This is a genomic window from Pseudomonas pseudonitroreducens, assembly GCF_021603645.1.
GTDB lineage: Bacteria > Pseudomonadota > Gammaproteobacteria > Pseudomonadales > Pseudomonadaceae > Pseudomonas > Pseudomonas pseudonitroreducens.
In genome coordinates, this window is the sequence record NZ_BQHJ01000005.1 from 96398 (window position 1) to 114225 (window position 17828).

Below are 17828 nucleotides of genomic sequence, written 5' to 3' on the forward strand. Positions count from 1 at the left end.
AGCGTCCCGACCACAACAAGAAACGGAGCACACGCATGCATCACCAGAGCAACTCCCTGCAGCGCTGCCTGCTGGCAACCGCAATCCTCGCCGCCATGGCCGGCCAGCCCGTGCAGGCCTTCGAGCTGGACACCGGCAACCCGGACTTCTCGATCCGCTTCGACAACACCGTCAAGCTCAGCTACGGGCAGCGCGTCGAGTCGCCCAACAGCAAGATCGCCGGGACCGCCAACACCAACGATGGTGACCGCAACTTCTCCTCCGGCACGCCGGTGACCCAGCGTTTCGATCTGCTCAGCGAGCTGGACTTCGTCTACCGCGACAGCATGGGCTTCCGCCTCAGCGCCGCCGGCTGGTACGACCATGCCTACGACGATGTCGGTGGCGGCAACCCGTTCCCCGGGCAGAAAGGCAATGCCGGTCACCTGGTCACCCGCGACGGCACGGTCATCGCCCCGCGCGGCGCGCAGCCGGCCACCCATGGCCTGAGCAACTTCGCCGACCGCTACTACAACGGCCCGTCCGGCGAGTTGCTCGATGCCTTCGTCTTCGCCAGCCACCAGGTCGGCGACGACATGCAGCTCAGCGGCAAGCTCGGCCGCCACACCATCTACTGGGGCGAGACGCTGTTCAGCGCCGCCAACGGCATCAACTACGGCCAGTCGGCCCTGGACCTGGGCAAGCTGTACAACGTGCCGGGCACCGAGGCGAAAGAGCTGTTCATGCCGCGCAACCAGTTGTCCGCGTCGCTGACGGTGAACCCCGAGCTGACCCTGGCCGCGCAGTATTTCCTCGAGTTCGAGAACTCGCGCTTCCCCGAAGGCGGCACCTACATGGGCCCCTACGACATGCTCAACGACGGCGGCAACGTCTTCTGGCTGCCGCTGCCCGCGCAGAACGCTTTCTACGCCGCGCCACGCGGGCATGACCGCGAGCCGAGCAACACCGGCGACTTCGGCCTGATGGCCAAGTGGAGCCCCGAGTGGCTCGACGGCACCCTGGGCTTCTACTACCGCAAGACCTCGGACACCCTGCCGGCGGTGCTCATCGACGCACCGAACCTGCACAAGCCCGGCCTCGCCGGCCTGCCGGGGATGAACTACATCACCGCCTACGCCGACGATATCGATATCTACGGCATCAGCCTGTCCAAGGAAGTCGCCGGCGTCAGCGTCGGCATGGACCTGAACTACCGCGAGAACATGCCGCTGGCGAGCAACTTCACCACGGTCAACTCGACGCTCTACGCGGCCGCCAAGCGCGGCGCGATCAACGGCGCCAACCTGATCGGCGAGCTGCCCAGCGATGGCGATACCGGCCTGGCTCGCGGCAAGACCTTCCACGTCGTGCTCAACGGCCTGGTGACCTTCGGCGCCACTCCGTTGTGGGACGCCTCTTCGCTGGCGGTGGAAGGCACCCTGACGCACCTGATCGACGTCACCGAAGGCGAGCAGACCTTCAAGGGCGACTCCAGCTACCGCGGCGTGGACAAGGTCACCACCAACGCCTACGCCATGTCCGCCAACTTCACCCCGACCTGGTACCAGGCCTTCCCCGGCGTCGACCTGTCCATGCCCATGTCCTACAACGTCGGCCTGCACGGCAACTCGGCGGTGCAACTGGGCGGCAACGAGGACGCCGGCAGCTACTCGGTGGGTGTCGCCGCGGACTTCCACCAGCAGTACCGCCTGGACCTGAAATACGTCGACGCCTTCGGCCCCTTCGATACCTGCGAGAGCGGCCGCGACAACAACACCCCCGGCGCCAACGGCCAGTACCAGTGCATCCCCGGCCAGATCACCTCGCAGGGCGGCCTCGCGCCCCTGCTGAAGGACCGCGGCATGGTCACTGCCTCCCTGAAGGCCACCTTCTGATTTCACGTAAGGCTTCGTCCTCGAAGCAGGAGAAACACAGCATGAACTTCAAGCCCACCCTGATCGCCACCGCCCTCGGCCTGGCTCTTTGTGGCGCGGCCCAGGCCGCCGTGTCCCCGCAGGAAGCCGCCCAGCTCGGCAGCAGCCTGACCCTGGTCGGCGCCGAGAAGGCCGCCAGCAGCGATGGTGCGATTCCCGCCTACGCTGGTGGCCTGACCAGCGCCCCGGCCGGCTTCAAGGCCGGCGACAGCATGCGTCCGGACCCATTTGCCAGTGAAAAGCCGCTGCTGGTGATCGACGGCAAGAACGTCGAGCAGTACAAGAACCAGCTGTCCGCCACCACCGTCGAGCTGGCCAGGCGTTATCCGACCTTCCGCGTCGACGTCTACCCGACTCACCGCAGCGCCGCGCTGCCGGACACCGTGCTGGAAAACAGCAGGAAGAACGCCGTCACCGCGCAGTCCCTGGAAGGCGGCACGGCGATCGACAACGCGCTGCCGGGCGTGCCGTTCCCGATTCCGAAAACCGGCGCCGAAGCCATGTGGAACTTCCTGCTGCGCTACCAGGGCGTGAACATCAAGGCCAAGTACGACTCCTGGAACGTCGACGCCTCGGGCAGCGCCAACCTCGCCACCACCGGCTAGGCGTTCATCAACTACCCGGTGTACGAAGACCTCACCCAGCCGGTGAAAGGCTCCGAGGTCTACTACCAGATGAAGCTGTACTACAGCGGCCCGGCCCGTCGCGCCGGCGAGGCGATGATGCTCAAGGACGCCGCCAACCCGCTGCAGCAGCCGCGCCGCGCCTGGCAGTACCTGCCCGGCCAGCGCCGCGTGAAGCTGGCGCCAAACCTTGCCTACGACACGCCGAACCCCGGCATGGCCGGCGCCGGCACCTACGACGACGTGTTCGTCTTCAACGGTGCGCTGGACCGCTACGACTGGAAGCTGGTGGGCAAGCAGGAAATGATCGTGCCCTACAACACCTACCGCCTGACCTACGCCAGCGACATCAAGCCGGTGGTCACGCCCAACCACCTGTCGCCGGACTACGTGCGCTGGGAGAAGCATCGCGTGTGGGTCGTCGAAGGCACGCTGAAATCCGGTGCGCGGCACATCTATGCCAAGCGTCGCTTCTACCTCGACGAAGACAGCTGGGTGGCCCTGGCCTCCGACCAATATGACGCGCGCGGCCAGCTCTATCGCGGCTCCTTTGCCTTCCTCAGCCAGAGCTACGACAAGCGTATCCCGGACGCCACGCCGTTCATGATCTACGACCTGACCGCCGGCTCGTACAACATCAACGGCGTGGTCGGCCCGTACGGCGGCATCAGCTACATCGACCCGCTGGCCAAGACCCAGTGGTCCCCCGAGGCGCTGGCCGGCAGCGGCATCCGCTGACCGTGGGCGGCGGCTCCAGCCGGGGCCGCCGCTGTTCTACCCGAGGAAAGCTTCATGCAGATTCCCTTCAAGCCCCTGGTGTTGCTGTGCGCCTTGTTGCTGGCCGGTGGTGCCCACGCCGCCACGCCAGCTGACGGTTTCGTCGACGTGCTCGACCTGCCGGCGGCGTACAGCAAAGCCCCCAGCCGCGTACCGCTGCTGGCGATCACCGAAGCCGACTCGCGGCTGGTGAGCGTCGGCGCGCGCGGCCACATTCTCTACTCCGATGACGCTGGCAGCGCCTGGCGCCAGGCCGCGGTGCCGGTCAGCTCGGATCTGACCGCCGTGCGCTTCCCCACGCCGCAGGACGGCTGGGCGGTGGGCCACGATGGCGTGGTGCTGCACAGCGCCGACGGCGGCATCCACTGGGAGCGCCAGCTCGATGGCCGGCAGATCGGCCAGCTGATGCTCGACTACTACGCCGCCCATCCGCAGCCGGACAACGCCACCTGGCTGGAGCAGGCGCGGCGATTCAAGGAGGAGGGCGCCGACAAGCCGTTCCTCGACCTGTGGTTCCGCGATGCCAACGAAGGCTTCGTGGTCGGTGCCTTCAACCTGATCCTGCATACCGGTGACGGCGGGCGTAGCTGGGAGCCCTGGAACCATCGCATCGACAACCCGCAGGCGCTGCACCTGACCGCCATCGCGGCCAGCGGCGATGACCTGTTCATCGTCGGCGAGCAGGGCCTGTTGCTGCGCCTTTCCCACCAACAGGAGGGCCAGCAGGAACGCTTCGTCGCCCTGCCGTCGCCCTACGCCGGCAGCTTCTTCGGCATCGTTGCGCGGCCCGGCCTGGTGTTCGCCTACGGTCTGCGCGGCCACGCTATCCGCAGCCTCGACGGCGGCGCCAGCTGGAGCGCGGTGGATACCGGCCTGCCGGTGAGCCTGACCGCCGCCAGCTTCGACGCCAGCGGCCGGCTGTACCTGTTCAGCCAGGCTGGCCAGGGGCTGGTCAGCGATGACCGTGGCGCGAGCTTCAAACCCCTGGAACTGGCCGAGCGCCTGCCCGTCAGCGGCGCCGTGGCCGGCCCCGGTCGCCTGCTGCTGGTGGGCACCCGCGGCGTTCGCGAGAACGCCATGCCGGTGCGCTGAGCGCGCCGGCCTTTCATAAGAACAAGAGCAAGCGAGACAGCCTGATGGTCGACCTCAAGCAAGGCGAGATGCCTGTAGTCCGCGAACTGCGGGACTTCGACACCCACAGCGGCAACCTGCTGGAGCGCCTGGTGTTCAACCACCGCGCGCTGTTCATCGCCATGATCGCGCTGGTCACCCTGGTGCTGGGCTACATGGCCGTAACCCGCCTGGAGATGCGCCCGGCCTTCGAGAAGATGATCCCCCACGGCGATCCCTACATCCGCAATTACCTGGATAACCGCGCCGCGTTGCGTGGCCTGGGCAACTCGGTACGGGTAGTGGTGGAGAACCCCAACGGCGACATCTTCGACCCGGCCTACCTCGCCAGCCTGCGGCAGATCAGCGACCAGTTGTTCCTCAGCCATGGCGTCGATCGCGCCTGGATGAAGTCGCTGTGGTCGCCGGCGGTGCGCTGGACCGAGGTCACCGAGGAAGGTTTCCAGGGCGGCCCGGTGATGCCCGACGGCTACGACGGCAAACCCGAGGCCATCGGCCAGTTGCGCGAGAACATCGCCCGCGCCGGCATCGTCGGCAGCCTGGTGGGCAACGACTTCCGCTCCAGCATGCTGGTGGTGCCGCTGCTCGATCGCGACTCGGCCACCGGCAAGGGCATCGACTACCGCGAGTTCTCCCGCGCCCTCGACGAGCTGCGCCTGAAGTACGAATACCTCGGCGATGCCCGCGCCTTCGCCGCCGGCGAGGAGGGCAAGGGCCCGGTGCGCCTGCACGTGATCGGCTTCGCCAAGCTGGTGGGCGACCTGATCGACGGCCTGCTGCGGGTGATGCTGTTCTTCGGACTGGCGGTGGTCACCGCCTTCGTCATCATCTTCTTCTACACCCGCTGCCTGCGCAGCAGCCTGCTGGTGATCGGCTGTTCGCTGCTGGCGGTGGTCTGGCAGCTCGGCCTGGTGGCGTGGCTGGGCTACGCGCTGGACCCGTACTCGATCCTGGTGCCGTTCCTGATCTTCGCCATTGGCGTGTCCCACGCCACCCAGAAGATGAATGGCATCATGCAGGACATCGGCCGTGGCACCCACAAGCAGGTGGCCGCACGCAACACCTTCCGCCGCCTGTTCCTCGCCGGCGTCACTGCGCTGCTGTCGGATGCAGTGGGCTTCGCCGTGCTGATGCTGATCGACATCCCGGTGATCCAGGACCTGGCGATTGCCGCGAGCATCGGCGTGGCGGTGCTGATATTCACCTCGTTGCTGATGATGCCGGTGGCGCTCTCCTATGTCGGCGTCAGCCAGCGTGCCGCCGAGCGTGCGCTGCGCGAGGAACGCCAGGTGGACCGCCAGCAGGGCATCGGCAGGCTGTGGGCATTGCTCGACCACTTCACCGAGCGGCGCTGGGCGACTGTCGCCCTGGCCGTGGCGGCGCTGCTCGGCGCGGGTGGCCTGCTGGTCAGCCAGCACCTGCAGATCGGCGACCTCGACGCCGGTGCGCCGGAGCTGCGCGCCGACTCGCGCTACAACCGCGACAACGCCTACATCACCAGCCATTACGCGCTGTCCAGCGACCTCTTCGCGGTGATGGTGAAGACCGCCCCCGAAGGCTGCCTGAACTACCGCACGCTGATCCTCGCCGACCGTCTGGGGTGGGCGCTGCAACAGCACGACGGCGTGCAGGCCACCACTTCGCTGGTCAACGCGGTGCGCCAGATCACCGCCGGCACCTACGAGGGCAACCCCAAGTTCGCCAGCCTGCAACGCAATCAGGACGTGCTCAACTACGCCGCCCAGCAGGCCTCGGTGAACACCCCGGAGCTGTTCAATACCGATTGTTCGCTGATGCCGGTGATCGCCTTCCTCAAGGACCACAAGGCGCAGACCCTGGACGAAGTGGCCGGCATCGCCGAGAACTTCGCCCGCGCCAACAGCACGCCGGATCGCCAGTTCCTCCTGGCCGCCGGCAGCGCCGGCATCGAGGCGGCGACCAACCGCGTGGTGCGCGAGGCCAACCATCGCATGCTGTTCTACGTCTATGCGGCCGTGGGCATCTTCTGCCTGATCACCTTCCGCAGCTGGCGCGCGACCCTGGTGGCGTTGCTGCCGCTGGTGCTTACCTCGATTCTCTGTGAGGCGCTGATGGTGATGATGGGTATCGGCGTGAAGGTCGCCACCTTGCCGGTGATCGCGCTGGGCGTGGGGATCGGCGTGGACTACGCGCTGTACCTGCTCAGTGTGCAGTTGCAGATGCAGCGGGCTGGCTTGCCGCTGTCGGTGGCCTACCAGCAGGCCGTCGCGTTCACCGGCAAGGTGGTCGCGCTGGTCGGTGTGACCCTGGCGGCAGGGGTGATCACCTGGGCCTGGTCGCCGATCAAGTTCCAGGCGGACATGGGCATCCTGCTGACCTTCATGTTCCTCTGGAACATGCTCGGGGCGCTGATCCTGATCCCGGCGCTATCGCATTTCCTGCTCGGTGGGCGGAAGCTCTGAGCTGCCGGTGAGTCGATCGCGGACGGAGTCCGCTCCTACACAGGTCCTCGCATCTGCGTAGGAGCGGACTCCGTCCGCGATCGGGTGCAGGGCGCAGAGGGCTATCCCGTTTCAATCAAACGCCGGAATCGCCTCCAGCTCGTGCAGCAGCCAGTCGGCGAACTCCCGCGCCAGGGCCTGGTTGCCATGGGGCGGGATGATCAGGAAGTAGGGGTGGGGCGCCGGGAAGTCGATGTCGAACAGGCGCACCAGGCGGCCTTCCGCCAGTTCCTCGCCAGCCAGGATATGGTCGCTGATGGTCACGCCGCCGCCGGCCAGCGCGGCGCGGATGGTCAGGTAGGCGTCGGGCAGGAAGACGTTCTGCCGAGCCTGCAGGCCGGGTACCCCGGCGGCGAGGAAGTAGCGGCTCCAGTCGAAACCGATGTCTTCGTGCAATAGCACCTGGCGCGCCAGGTCGCGCGGTTTGCGCAGGTGCTCCTGGTGGGTGTTGAGCAGGCGCGGACTGCACACCGGGAAGTAACGGATATCGCCCAGCGCGGCGAAGCGCTGGCCCTCGATATGCGTCTCGCCGAAGGAAATCACCATGTCCACCTGGCCCAGGTCACTGCTCATCGGCAGCAGGTGCAGGGCGACTTCCTGGTAGTTGCGCAGGAACTTCTCCAGCAGCGACGACACGCGGGCGAGCAGCGCCGGGGCGCAGGCGATGCGCAGTTCGCCGGCGGGCTCCTCGCTGGGCAGGGCACGGCGGATGTCGCGCAACTGGTCGAAGGCGCTGCTGATCTGCTGGCTCAGCTGGCGCCCGGCGGCGGTCAGTTTCACCCCCTTGCCCTGGCGCTCCACCAGCGCCATGCCCAGCTCTTCTTCCAGCTTCTTCACCTGGTGGCTGACCGCCCCGTGGGTGACGTGCAACTCCAGCGCCGCACGGCTGATGCTGCCCTGGCGGACCAGCGCCTCGAAAGCGCGCAGGGCGATGAGGGAGGGCATTCGGAACGCACTGTTCTGACGCATGGAAGGCCTTTTTGTGTGAATTTGACTAACGATTCAGGCGGAAATCTATTGAATTGTCGTTAGTTAAATTTGCACAGAAGATGTCCCCAAGCCAATACCGATCAACAAGAAAAACGGCTGGAGATCCGCCATGCAGCATTTCGTCGACTTGCTCGGCCTGGGCAAGCGCTACGGCAACCTGCAGGTCCTGAGCGACCTCAGCCTGAGCATTCGCCAGGGCGAATTCCTCACGCTGCTCGGCCCTTCGGGCTCGGGCAAGAGCACCACGCTGATGATGCTCGCCGGCTTCGTCGAGCCCAGCGAAGGGCATATCGAGATGGACGGCCGCGACATCACCCAGCTGTCGCCGGACCAGCGCGATTTCGGCGTGGTGTTCCAGGGCTACGCGCTGTTCCCGCACATGAGCGTGGCGCAGAACGTCGCCTACCCGCTGCGCATCCGCAAGGTGCCGGGCGCGGAGATCGAGCGCCGGGTGGCCGAGGTGCTGGAGCGCGTCGGCCTGGCCGGCATGGGCAGTCGCGGCATTGCCCAGCTCTCCGGCGGCCAGCAGCAGCGCGTGGCGCTGGCTCGTGCATTGGTGTTCAAGCCCAAGCTGTTGCTGCTCGACGAACCGCTGTCCGCCCTCGATCGCCGTCTGCGCCAGGAAATGCAGGGCGAGCTGGCGCGCATGCACAAGGATTTCGGCACCACCTTCGTCTTCGTCACCCACGACCAGGAAGAAGCCCTGGCGCTGTCCGACCGCATCGCCGTGTTCAACAAGGGCCGCCTGGAGCAGGTCGGCACGCCGCGCGAAGTCTACGAACGCCCGGCCAGCCGCTTCGTCGCCAACTTCCTCGGCGACACCAACCTGCTGGAGGTGGGCGTGGTTGGGCGAGAGGCTGAAACGACCCTCTGCGATTTCCGCGGCCAGCACCTGCGCGTGGCCCATACGACGCCAGCGCCCCAGGGCGGCAAGAGCTGGCTGGCGGTACGCCCGGAGCATATCGACCTGCACCCGCTGCAGGACGCCGGCCGCGACAACGGCCTGTGCGCCACCGTCGGCAATGCCACTTACCAGGGTGCCCACGTCAACCTCGAACTGACCCTGGAGCAGGGCGAGCGCCTCGACCTGCGCCTGCCGGTTGCGCACCCGCTGCTGGCCGACCTGCGCAGCGGCCAGCGCTACTGGTGCAGCTGGTCGCCGCAGCATTGCCACCTGTTGTCCGCCTGACATTCGCATAACGAAAACAACGATCGGGGAGCAATCACCATGAACGAACGCCAAGGCTTCATCGAAGACGCCATCGAAATCGCCGCCGACAAGAGCGAGCGTGCCGGCATCAGCCGTCGCGATTTCAACCGCAGCCTGCTGCTGCTCGCCGCCGCCAGTGCGCTGCCGTTCGGCGCCGGCAGTCGCGCGTTCGCTGCCGGCGGCAGCCTGGTGCTGGCCAACTGGGGCGGTGATGCGGTGCCGGCTTTCGAGAAGAGCTTCGGCGGCTTCGACCAGGCCTCCGGCCTCACCCTGAAAGTGGACGGCAGCGGCCCCACCGAGGGTGCGCTGAAGACCCAGGTCAGCAGTGGTGCGGTGCGCTGGGACGTATGCGATGGCGAGATGTATTCGTCCTACCGCCTGGGCAAGGACAAGTTCCTGACCCCCATCGACTTCGGCATCGTCGACAAGTCGCTGATCGGTTATGGCGACGTGCATGATTTCGGCCTCGCCAACTACACCTACAGCTACGTGATCGGCTACGACCACGAGCAGTTCGGCAAGAACCCGCCCAAGTCCTGGGCCGACTTCTGGGACGTGAAGAAGTACCCGGGCAAACGCACGCTCTACAAATGGATGAGCGCCAACCTGGAGTGCGCGCTGCTGGCCGACGGCGTACCGCCGGAGCAGCTTTACCCGCTGGACGTGGACCGTGCCCTGCGCAAGATCGAGGAACTGCTGCCGCATATCGCCACCCACTGGTCCACCGGCGCCGAGTCGCAGCAACTGATCCGCGATGGCGAAGTGAGCATGGCGCAGATGTGGCACACCCGCGCCGAGCTGGTGAAGAACGACACCGCCGGCAAGATCGACTGGAGCTTCGACGGCGGCGTCGTCTCGCCATCAGTCTGGATGGTGCCGAAGAACAACCCGGCCGGCGCCAAGGCGGCCATGGAGTTCATCGCCTACGCCTTGCGGCCGGAAGTGCAGGCCAAGCTCATGGAGGTCTACAACATGGGCCCGGTGAACCTGAAAGCCAACGACCTGCTCAGCGCCCAGCTGCAGGCGATCAACCCCACTGCGCCGGACAACCTGAAGAAGCAGGTGTCGCTGAATAACAAGTGGCACGCCGAACACTACGGTGAAACCCTGGAGCGCTACCTCGCGCTGATCGGTGGCTGAGATGCGACGTTTCGCACCGGGCGTGCTGCCGGTCTACGGCCTGCTGATCCTGCCCCTGCCGCTGCTGGTGATCATCGGCTACCTGCTGCCGACCCTCGGCGTGCTGGGCTGGAGCTTCAGCCTGCCGGAGTGGGGCACGCAGAACTACGCGGCGATCGCCGACAACGCCAACCTGCAGGCAGTGATCTGGCGCACCCTGCGCATCTGCCTGCTGACCACCGCGATCAGCGTCGCCATCGCCTACCTGATCGCCTACCGCTGGCGGTTCGCTACGCCGCGTGGCCGGCAACTGATCGAGCTGTTCGTGCTGCTGCCGTTCTGGCTGTCGATGCTGATCCGCGCCTTCGCCTGGCTGGTGCTGCTGCGCAACGGTGGCCTGGTCAGCCAGGGGCTGATGGCCACCGGCTGGTTCGACGCGCCACCGCCGCTGGTGCGCAACGAACTCGGCGCGCTGATCGGCATGGTGCACTTCATGGTGCCGTATGCGGTGCTGCCGCTGCTGTCGTCACTCAAGCAGGTGGACGACAGCCTGCTGCGTGCTTCCAGCAGCCTGGGCGCGAGCCACTGGCAGACGCTGAAGGATATCTTCATCCCGCTGACGCTGCCCGGCGTGGCCGCCGCATCGGCCATCGTCTTCGTCTTCAGCCTCGGCTGCTTCGTCACCCCGGCGCTGCTGGGCGGCGGCAAGGCGGCGATGCTCGCGGAGTACATCTACGTGCAGATGTTCCAGCTCTCCAACTGGGGCCTGGGCGCCGCGCTGAGCATCGTGCTGATGCTGCTGGTGGTGGGCTGCGCGCTGCTGTTCGGACAACTCATCGGCTACCGCCGCCTGCTCGGGAGGGCTGAGCTGTGACTCCGCAGGGAACCTATCTCTCCGCCATGCCCAAGGGCGCGAAAAAACCGCAACTGCCACGCCCGCAGGTCGGCCGCTGGCTGTCCTGGGCGGCGCTGGCGCTGTCCGCGCTGTTCCTCCTGCTGCCGATCCTGGTGATCGTCCCGCTGTCGTTCGGCAACCAGCGCTACCTGGCCTTCCCGGACGGCGACTGGTCGCTGCGCCATTACGCGACGCTGTTCGACGGCGCCTGGCTGGTGTCGATCCTGCAGAGCCTGGGCCTGGCCCTGGTGGTTGGCGCGCTGTCCACGGCGCTGGCCTTCCTGTTCGCCACCGGCATCTGGCTGCAGCGCCGGCACCGCACACTGCTGACCGCCATCGTGCTGCTGCCGATGATCGTCCCGCAGGTGGTCTCGGCCATGTCGATCTACTACCTGGATGCGCGCCTGGGCGTGCTCGACAGTCTGCTGGGGGTCGGCTTCGGCCACCTGCTGATGGCGCTGCCGTACTCGGTGATCGCCATGCTGGTGGCTTACGCGCGGCTCGACCAGAGCCTGTACAAGGCATCGCGTTCCCTCGGCGCCGGGCTCTGGGAGACGCTGTGGAACGTGCTGCTGCCCAATGTGCGCGGCGGCGTGCTCGGCAGCTTCTTCATGGGCTTCGTGATGAGCTGGGAGGAGGTGGTGGTGACCCTGTTCACCAGCGGCCTGAACGTGGTGACGCTGCCCAAGCGCATCTGGGACGGCCTGCGCTACAACCTCGACCCGGCGATTGCCGCCGTGTCCACCCTGATGATCGTCCTCACCCTGGTGGTGATGCTGGTACGCCTGTACCTGGCGCGACAGCAACCACCCAGCTGACTGCTTCACCTGACACCCCACGGCCGCCGGATGGCGGCCCCAAACAAAAACACCTGTGTCGCTTGCACCTTGTCCCTGAGGAGGGAGTCCCCATGCTTACTGCTTTCCCCGCTCGCACCTACCGTCAACGCGTCGAAGCCGTCAAACGCCGCATGGCCGACCGTGGCCTGGATGCCCTGGTGGTCAACTACCCGGACAACATCAACTACCTGAGCGGCTTCGACAGCCTGGGCTTCCTCTGGTACCAGGCGCTGATCATCTCGCCGAAGCTGGCCGAGCCGGTGTTTCTCACCCGCACCAGCGAAGAGCCCTGCACCTGGGAACTGTCGTGCATCAACGAGGCGATCTTCTATGACATCGCCAAGCAGGACCCGCTGAAGATCGTCGCCGACGTGCTGGCCCAGGCCGGCCTGTCCCAGGCGCGCATCGGCCTGGAAATGACCGCCTCGACCTTCTCCCCGGCGCAGTACAACGCGCTGCTGGGCTACATGCCCGAGGCGCGCTTCGAAGACGCCGGCCCCCTGGTCGCCGAGAACCGCCTGATCAAGACTGCCGAGGAAATCGAATACCAGCGCAGCGCCGCGCGCATGGCCGACCAGGGCATGCTGGCTGCCTTCGAGGCACTGCGTCCGGGCATCTCCGAAGTGGAAGTGGCCGGCATCGTCGCCAACGCCCTGGGCCGCGCCGGCAGCGAGTACTCGGCGATCAGCCCGATGTGCGCCACCGGCCGCCGCAGCACCATGACCCACGCCATGCCGCACCGCCAGACCATCAGCCACGGCGACGTGGTGATCCTCGAACACGCCGGCGTGTGCAACCGCTACCACGCCATCCTCATGCGCACCGCGGTGATCGGCAAACCCAGCCCGCGCGTGAAGGAAGTCGCGACCCTGCTCACCGAGGCTTTCAACGCCGCCATCGAGATCGCCAAGCCGGGCACCCCGGTGGGCGAGGCCAACCGCGTGTGCAACCAGATCCTCGACCGCATCGACCTCTCGCGCACCCGCGTGCACCGCATCGGCTACAGCCTGGGCCTGGCGTACCCGCCGACCTGGCTGGAAGCGATGATGGTGGACGAGGCCGACGACCACGTGTTCCAGCCGAACATGTCGTTCTCCATCGAGCCGAACCTGTCCTTGTACAACGAAGGCTTCGGCATCAAGCTCGGCGACACCGTGCTGTGCGGCGAGAAGGGCTCGGCGAGCCTGTCGGAGATACCGCCGGAGCTGACGATCATCGACTGATACGGGGTCGCCTTCAGCCGTATAACGTCGTTGGGCGGCCTTGCCGTGCTATTGCACTGTGTTCGGCCGCCCGCCTAGTTCTCCGGCTGAATGCGAACCCGTATGAACATGTTTGAAGCGTGTCTGCGCCTGCGGGCGCAGTGATGGAATCCGAGGGCTTCTGATGAGTCACACGATGGATGTTTTCTGGCACGACGACGTGCTGCGCCACGACACCGCCGCCGGCGTGTTCGAGGCGCCGCCCAGCGACCTGCTGGCCGAACAGCTGCTGCACCCGGAGAGCAATCCCCGGCTGCTCAACATGCGCGCCATCCTCCAGCGCGGGCCGGTCGCCGGCTCGTTGCGCTGGCACGAAGGGCGCCACGCCAGCGAAGAGGATCTGCTGAGCTTCCACGATGCCGACTACCTGCGCGGCATCTTCGCGGCGGACGCCGCCGGCAAGCGCTTCAGCAGCACCACGCTGATGTCCGCCGGCAGCCTCGCCGGGCTGCTGGCCGCGGCCGGCACCAGCCTCGCAGCGCTGGAAAGCGTATTGGCCAGCGGCAACCCGGCCATGGCCCTGGTGCGCCCGCCGGGTCACCACGCCGCGCCGGCCATGGCCGACGGCTACTGCTTCTTCAACCATGCCGGGATCGCCGCACGCGCGGCCCAGGCGGCCGGCCTGGAACGCGTCGCCATTGTCGATTGGGACGTGCACCACGGCAACGGCACGCAGGAAGGCTTCTACGATGATCCTTCGGTGTTCACCGTATCGCTGCACATGGACCACGGCGCCTGGGGCCCGAGCCACCCGCAGACTGGCGCGGTGGACGAGCGCGGTTATGGCGCGGGGCTGGGCAGCAACCTCAACCTGCCGCTGCCGATGGGCTCTGGCGACCAGCTCTACGAGATGGTCTTCAGCCGCTTCGTCGAGCCGGCACTACGCGCCTTCAAGCCGGACCTGCTGATCATCGCCAACGGCCTGGACGCCTCGCAGTTCGACCCCAACGGCCGCCAACTGGTGACCATGCAGGGCTTCAACCGCCTGGCGCGGCGCGCCCGCGCGCTGGCCGACGAGCTGTGCGCCGGGCGGCTGCTGGTGGTGCAGGAGGGCGGCTACAACCCGGCCTACAGCGCCTACTGCCTGCACGCGGCGATCGAAGGCTTCCTCGGCCAGCCGTCCTCGCTGCCCGATCCGCTGGCCTACATGCCGGAACCGGCGACGCGGGTGGAAGCCGACCTCGCCGCGCTGGATGCACGGCTGGCGGCAGCGGGGTGGAAGTTCGGCTGAAACCTTGGCGCCCTTCGTAGGGCGCATAACGCGCCAGCGTTATCCGCCGAAAAGCCGGCGGATAACCTGTTCCAGGTTATGCGCCCTACATGCTGAGCGGTAGGGCGCAGGGGTGGGCTTGGCGTAGGAGCGGACTTCGTCCGCGATCGATTCACCACCGCTCCGGCAGGCCATGGAGTGCGGGCAAACCCATCACGGACGGAGTCCGCTCCTACGCCGGCCGCACCCGCTTTTGCAAAGGTGGGACGGATTAACCGTTCGAGTGGGGTGCCCTACGGATGGTTGCGATAGCGTTCGGTCAGGGACTGTACGCGGACGACGTAGGTTTGCGTCTCGGCGTAGGGCGGGATGCCGTTGTACTTGTCGACCGTCATCTCGCCAGCGTTGTAACTGGCCAGCGCCAGCCGCTGGTTGCCGTTGAAGCGCTTGAGCAGCCATGCCAGGTAGCGCACGCCGCCGCGAATGTTCTGCCGCGCATCGAACGGATCACTGACGTTGAAGCGCTCGGCGGTATCGGGCATCAACTGCATCAGGCCCTGGGCGCCGGCGATGGAGATGGCGTTGGGCTGGAAGGCCGATTCGGCATGGATCACCGCGCGCACCAGCGCCCGGTCGACACCGTAGCGCACCGATGCAGCCTCGATCTCCCGGCGATAGGAGCGGGTGTCCAGGCGCAGTGTGGCGACGTTGAAATCCTTCGGTGCCATGCACAGGTAGCAGCCCTTGATGTAATACACATCGATCACATCGACCCGCGCTGAGATTCCAACCGGGCGGCGGCTCACATACTGGCGAACGCCCTTGTGCACGAAGGTGTACACCCGGATCCGATCTGCGCTCTGGCCGTTGCCCCGCTCCAGCGTGGATGCGGTCTTTGCCCGCGTGCTGCCAGCGGTGCCCGTCGGGTCTTTCTGGCGCGTGCAGCGCGCGCCGGCGATGGCCTGGCTGCTGAGGCTGACGGCTCCGTCCCGTGCGTGGCACTTGAACAGGGCATTGGCGTAGAGCGGTGCGACCAGCAAGGCCAGTCCGATGCAGCCAGGAAGGCTCCTGCGAGCCCATCGCCATGCTCTGGAACTCATTACACCGCTCCGCGCCACGGGCGCCGATCAGGCTGGGGCGCCTGATCCGGACAAATGGGAAAAGCCAATAGGGGCTGCCGTTGCAGGGTTCATCCCGGGCAGCCCGCCGTTTCGGTTCGCTAGTTATAGCCCTTTCCACCTGCAGCGGAGTTTGTGCAGACGTACGGCCTGCCAGTACTGCGAAAGGCGGAACAGATCGAGGTGTTTGACGGCAGCCATTCAGTAGGAGCGGACGCTGTCTGCAATGGCGTCCCTCCGGCTCCCGGGTCGATCAGAGTGGCGGTGAGTCGATCGCGGACGGAGTCTGCTCCTACGGCGTTTGACACGCGGCTGTAGGACCGAGGGGGACGCCTAGTCCTTGCTCGCGAACCTATGCAGCAGCGACTCAGCCGAGAATGAAATACACCTTGCGCACCGGCGTGAGGTTTTCCCAGGTGCCCTTGAAGCCCGCTGCCACGACGAACGAGTCCCCCGGGCCGAAGGTCTTCGCCACGCCGTCGGCGTCGGTCAGGCGCACCGTACCTTCGAGGATGTGGCACAGCTCGTCGTAGTCGCACTCGCAGCGCTCCAGGTGCACGCCGGCTTCCCAGATACCGGCGATGGCGTTCTTCTCGGGGGCGCTGAAGTGCCGCCAGCTGCGGCTCTGGTAGGGCGCATCGACGATGGCCGGGTCGTTGATCTCGCGCTCCTGCGGGGCGAGGGCGGGATTGCCGAAGTCGATGACGTGGCGGGGCAGGGTGGACATGAGGTTCTCCATCAGGAATCGAAACCGATGCCGAAGGCATCGAAGGTCTTGAGCAACAGATCGCGGCGGCCGTTGCGATCTTCCTTGGCCAGCGAACGCTGGGCCAGGCGCACGCCGAGATAGCGCAGCGGCTCGGGCGGGAAGGGGAAGGGCTTCTGCGAGGTCATGCGCAGCCGGGTGCGTTCGGTGCTTTCGCCACCCAGTTGGTCGAGCATGTTCAGCGCTGCGAAACGGCTGGCCGACACGCCCTGGCCGGTGAAGCCCAATGCATAGGCAACCCGGCCGCCCAGCACACAGCCGGTGAACAGTGTGGTGCGCGCCGAGGTGTCGATGATGCCGCCCCAGGCATGGCTGAACTCCATCGGGCCGAGCTGCGGGAAGGCCTCGCGGAACTGCCCGGCCAGGCGCTCGAAGCTTTCCGGGCGCTGGGTCAGCGCTTCGTCGCGGCGGCTGCCGAAGTGATAGATGGCGTCGAAGCCGGCCCAGAGGATGCGGTTATCGGCGGTCTTGCGCAGGTAGTGGAACTGGTTGCCGGCATCGGCGATGCCGTAGCGATCGATCCAGCCGATGGCATGCAGCTGGTCGTCAGTGAGCGGCTGGGTGACCAGCGAATAGTCGTACACCGGGATCACGCTGGAATTCAGGTGGCCAAGCAGTGGCGGGGCGATGTTGGTCGCCAGGGCGATCTGCCCGGCTTCCAGTTCGCCACGATCGCAGCGCAGCAGCAGGCGGTCGCCGCGCTGGTGCAGCTCGTGCACGGGGGTGTTCTCGAACAGCTCGACGCCCTGTTGCAGGCAAACCCTGCGCAGTTCGGCGGCCATTTTCGCCGGGTTGAGCAACGCATAGTTGGGCTCGAATACGCCGGCCTGGTAGGCGGGTGAGTCCAGTTTGTCGGCCAGCTTCGCCTTGTCGAGAAACTCGCAGTCGATGCCAAAACGCTCGTAGTTGCGCTGCATGCCGCGCAGGCCGTCGACCTGCCAGGGCTGCATGGCGACGCTGAGCTTGCCGCGGCGCTCGAACTCCACGTGCATGCCGAAGCGCTTCAGGTCTGCCTCGAACTCATCGAGGTTCTGACGACCCAGGCGTACAAGAGTCTCGGCTTCTTCCGGCCAGCGGCGCAGGGCATTGCCTACGCCGTGAGAAATACTCGGCGCGCAGAAGCCACCATTGCGCCCGCTGGCCTCGCCACCGCAGCGCCGTGCCTCGAGCACCGCGATACTCGCGCCGGGCCAGCGCTGGCGGGCGTGCAAGGCAGTCCAGAGGCCGGTGAAGCCGCCACCGACCACCACCAGGTCGAAGCGGCGATCCGCTTCCAGTGCCGGTGCGGCGGGAGCGGGATCGAGGGTATCGAGCCAGAAGGGTCGGGGAATGGCGTGCGCAAGAGGGGCGGATGTCATCGGAAAACTCCGGCAGAATGTCGGAAGAAAAAACGGTCTTCGGGCCGCGTCGAGGTTTTGTAATCGTTCCGGGGTGCCCAGGCATACGGCTTGCCGCTCTTTGCGGGCACGCCCGGAGCAGGAAAGGCCGGCCGAGA

The 17828-nt window shown here is 66.6% G+C and carries 13 protein-coding genes and 1 pseudogene; 10 read left to right on the forward strand and 4 right to left on the reverse strand.

Annotated elements, in window-relative coordinates:
- Window positions 1-35 precede the first annotated feature (35 nt).
- From L6D89_RS13590 to L6D89_RS13605, 4 genes and pseudogenes are all read left to right on the forward strand, one after another.
- Window positions 36-1874, forward strand: coding sequence for a DUF1302 domain-containing protein (locus tag L6D89_RS13590; protein ID WP_236200075.1), 1839 nt, complete (start codon window positions 36-38; stop codon window positions 1872-1874).
- Between the two features lie 41 nt (window positions 1875-1915).
- Window positions 1916-3274: pseudogene (locus tag L6D89_RS13595) on the forward strand (DUF1329 domain-containing protein).
- Window positions 3275-3328: 54 nt separating this feature from the next.
- Window positions 3329-4405, forward strand: coding sequence for a WD40/YVTN/BNR-like repeat-containing protein (locus L6D89_RS13600; protein ID WP_236200076.1), 1077 nt, complete (start codon window positions 3329-3331; stop codon window positions 4403-4405).
- A gap of 44 nt (window positions 4406-4449) precedes the next feature.
- The gene (locus L6D89_RS13605) at window positions 4450-6885 is read left to right on the forward strand and encodes an efflux RND transporter permease subunit (protein ID WP_236200077.1); all 2436 of its coding nucleotides are present in this window, start codon (window positions 4450-4452) and stop codon (window positions 6883-6885) included.
- Between the two features lie 111 nt (window positions 6886-6996).
- Here L6D89_RS13605 and L6D89_RS13610 read toward each other — a convergent pair whose 3' ends face one another.
- Complete coding sequence (locus tag L6D89_RS13610) at window positions 6997-7869, reverse strand: LysR family transcriptional regulator (RefSeq protein ID WP_236200078.1); 873 nt, start codon at window positions 7867-7869, stop codon at window positions 6997-6999.
- 154 nt (window positions 7870-8023) lie between these two features.
- On the opposite strand from L6D89_RS13610, the gene L6D89_RS13615 reads away from it, so the two are divergent.
- The 6 genes from L6D89_RS13615 to L6D89_RS13640 all read left to right on the forward strand — a co-directional run bounded on the left by L6D89_RS13615 (window position 8024) and on the right by L6D89_RS13640 (window position 14470).
- Entirely contained in the window at window positions 8024-9103 is a 1080-nt protein-coding gene (locus L6D89_RS13615) for an ABC transporter ATP-binding protein (RefSeq protein ID WP_236200079.1), read from the forward strand.
- Window positions 9104-9142: 39 nt separating this feature from the next.
- Entirely contained in the window at window positions 9143-10264 is a 1122-nt protein-coding gene (locus tag L6D89_RS13620; RefSeq protein ID WP_236200080.1) for an ABC transporter substrate-binding protein, read from the forward strand.
- 1 nt (window position 10265) lies between these two features.
- On the forward strand, window positions 10266-11117 hold the full coding sequence (locus tag L6D89_RS13625; protein ID WP_236200081.1) for an ABC transporter permease: 852 nt from the start codon (window positions 10266-10268) through the stop codon (window positions 11115-11117).
- Entirely contained in the window at window positions 11114-11956 is an 843-nt protein-coding gene (locus L6D89_RS13630; RefSeq protein ID WP_236200082.1) for an ABC transporter permease, read from the forward strand. Before L6D89_RS13625 ends, L6D89_RS13630 begins: the two co-directional genes overlap by 4 nt.
- A gap of 92 nt (window positions 11957-12048) precedes the next feature.
- Complete coding sequence (locus L6D89_RS13635) at window positions 12049-13200, forward strand: M24 family metallopeptidase (RefSeq protein ID WP_054909775.1); 1152 nt, start codon at window positions 12049-12051, stop codon at window positions 13198-13200.
- 175 nt (window positions 13201-13375) lie between these two features.
- Window positions 13376-14470, forward strand: a complete 1095-nt coding sequence (locus L6D89_RS13640) for an arginase family protein (protein ID WP_236200083.1) — start codon at window positions 13376-13378, stop codon at window positions 14468-14470.
- Window positions 14471-14742: 272 nt separating this feature from the next.
- On the opposite strand, the gene L6D89_RS13645 is transcribed toward L6D89_RS13640, so the two are convergent.
- The 3 genes from L6D89_RS13645 to L6D89_RS13655 form a co-directional block, all read right to left on the reverse strand.
- The gene (locus L6D89_RS13645) at window positions 14743-15549 is read right to left on the reverse strand and encodes a lytic transglycosylase domain-containing protein (RefSeq protein WP_236200084.1); all 807 of its coding nucleotides are present in this window, start codon (window positions 15547-15549) and stop codon (window positions 14743-14745) included.
- Window positions 15550-15934: 385 nt separating this feature from the next.
- Complete coding sequence (locus tag L6D89_RS13650) at window positions 15935-16294, reverse strand: cupin domain-containing protein (RefSeq protein WP_236173563.1); 360 nt, start codon at window positions 16292-16294, stop codon at window positions 15935-15937.
- An 11-nt stretch (window positions 16295-16305) separates the two neighbouring features.
- Window positions 16306-17691 (reverse strand): NAD(P)/FAD-dependent oxidoreductase, encoded by a 1386-nt coding sequence (locus L6D89_RS13655; RefSeq protein WP_236200085.1) that lies wholly within the window; start codon window positions 17689-17691, stop codon window positions 16306-16308.
- Window positions 17692-17828: the final 137 nt, after the last annotated feature.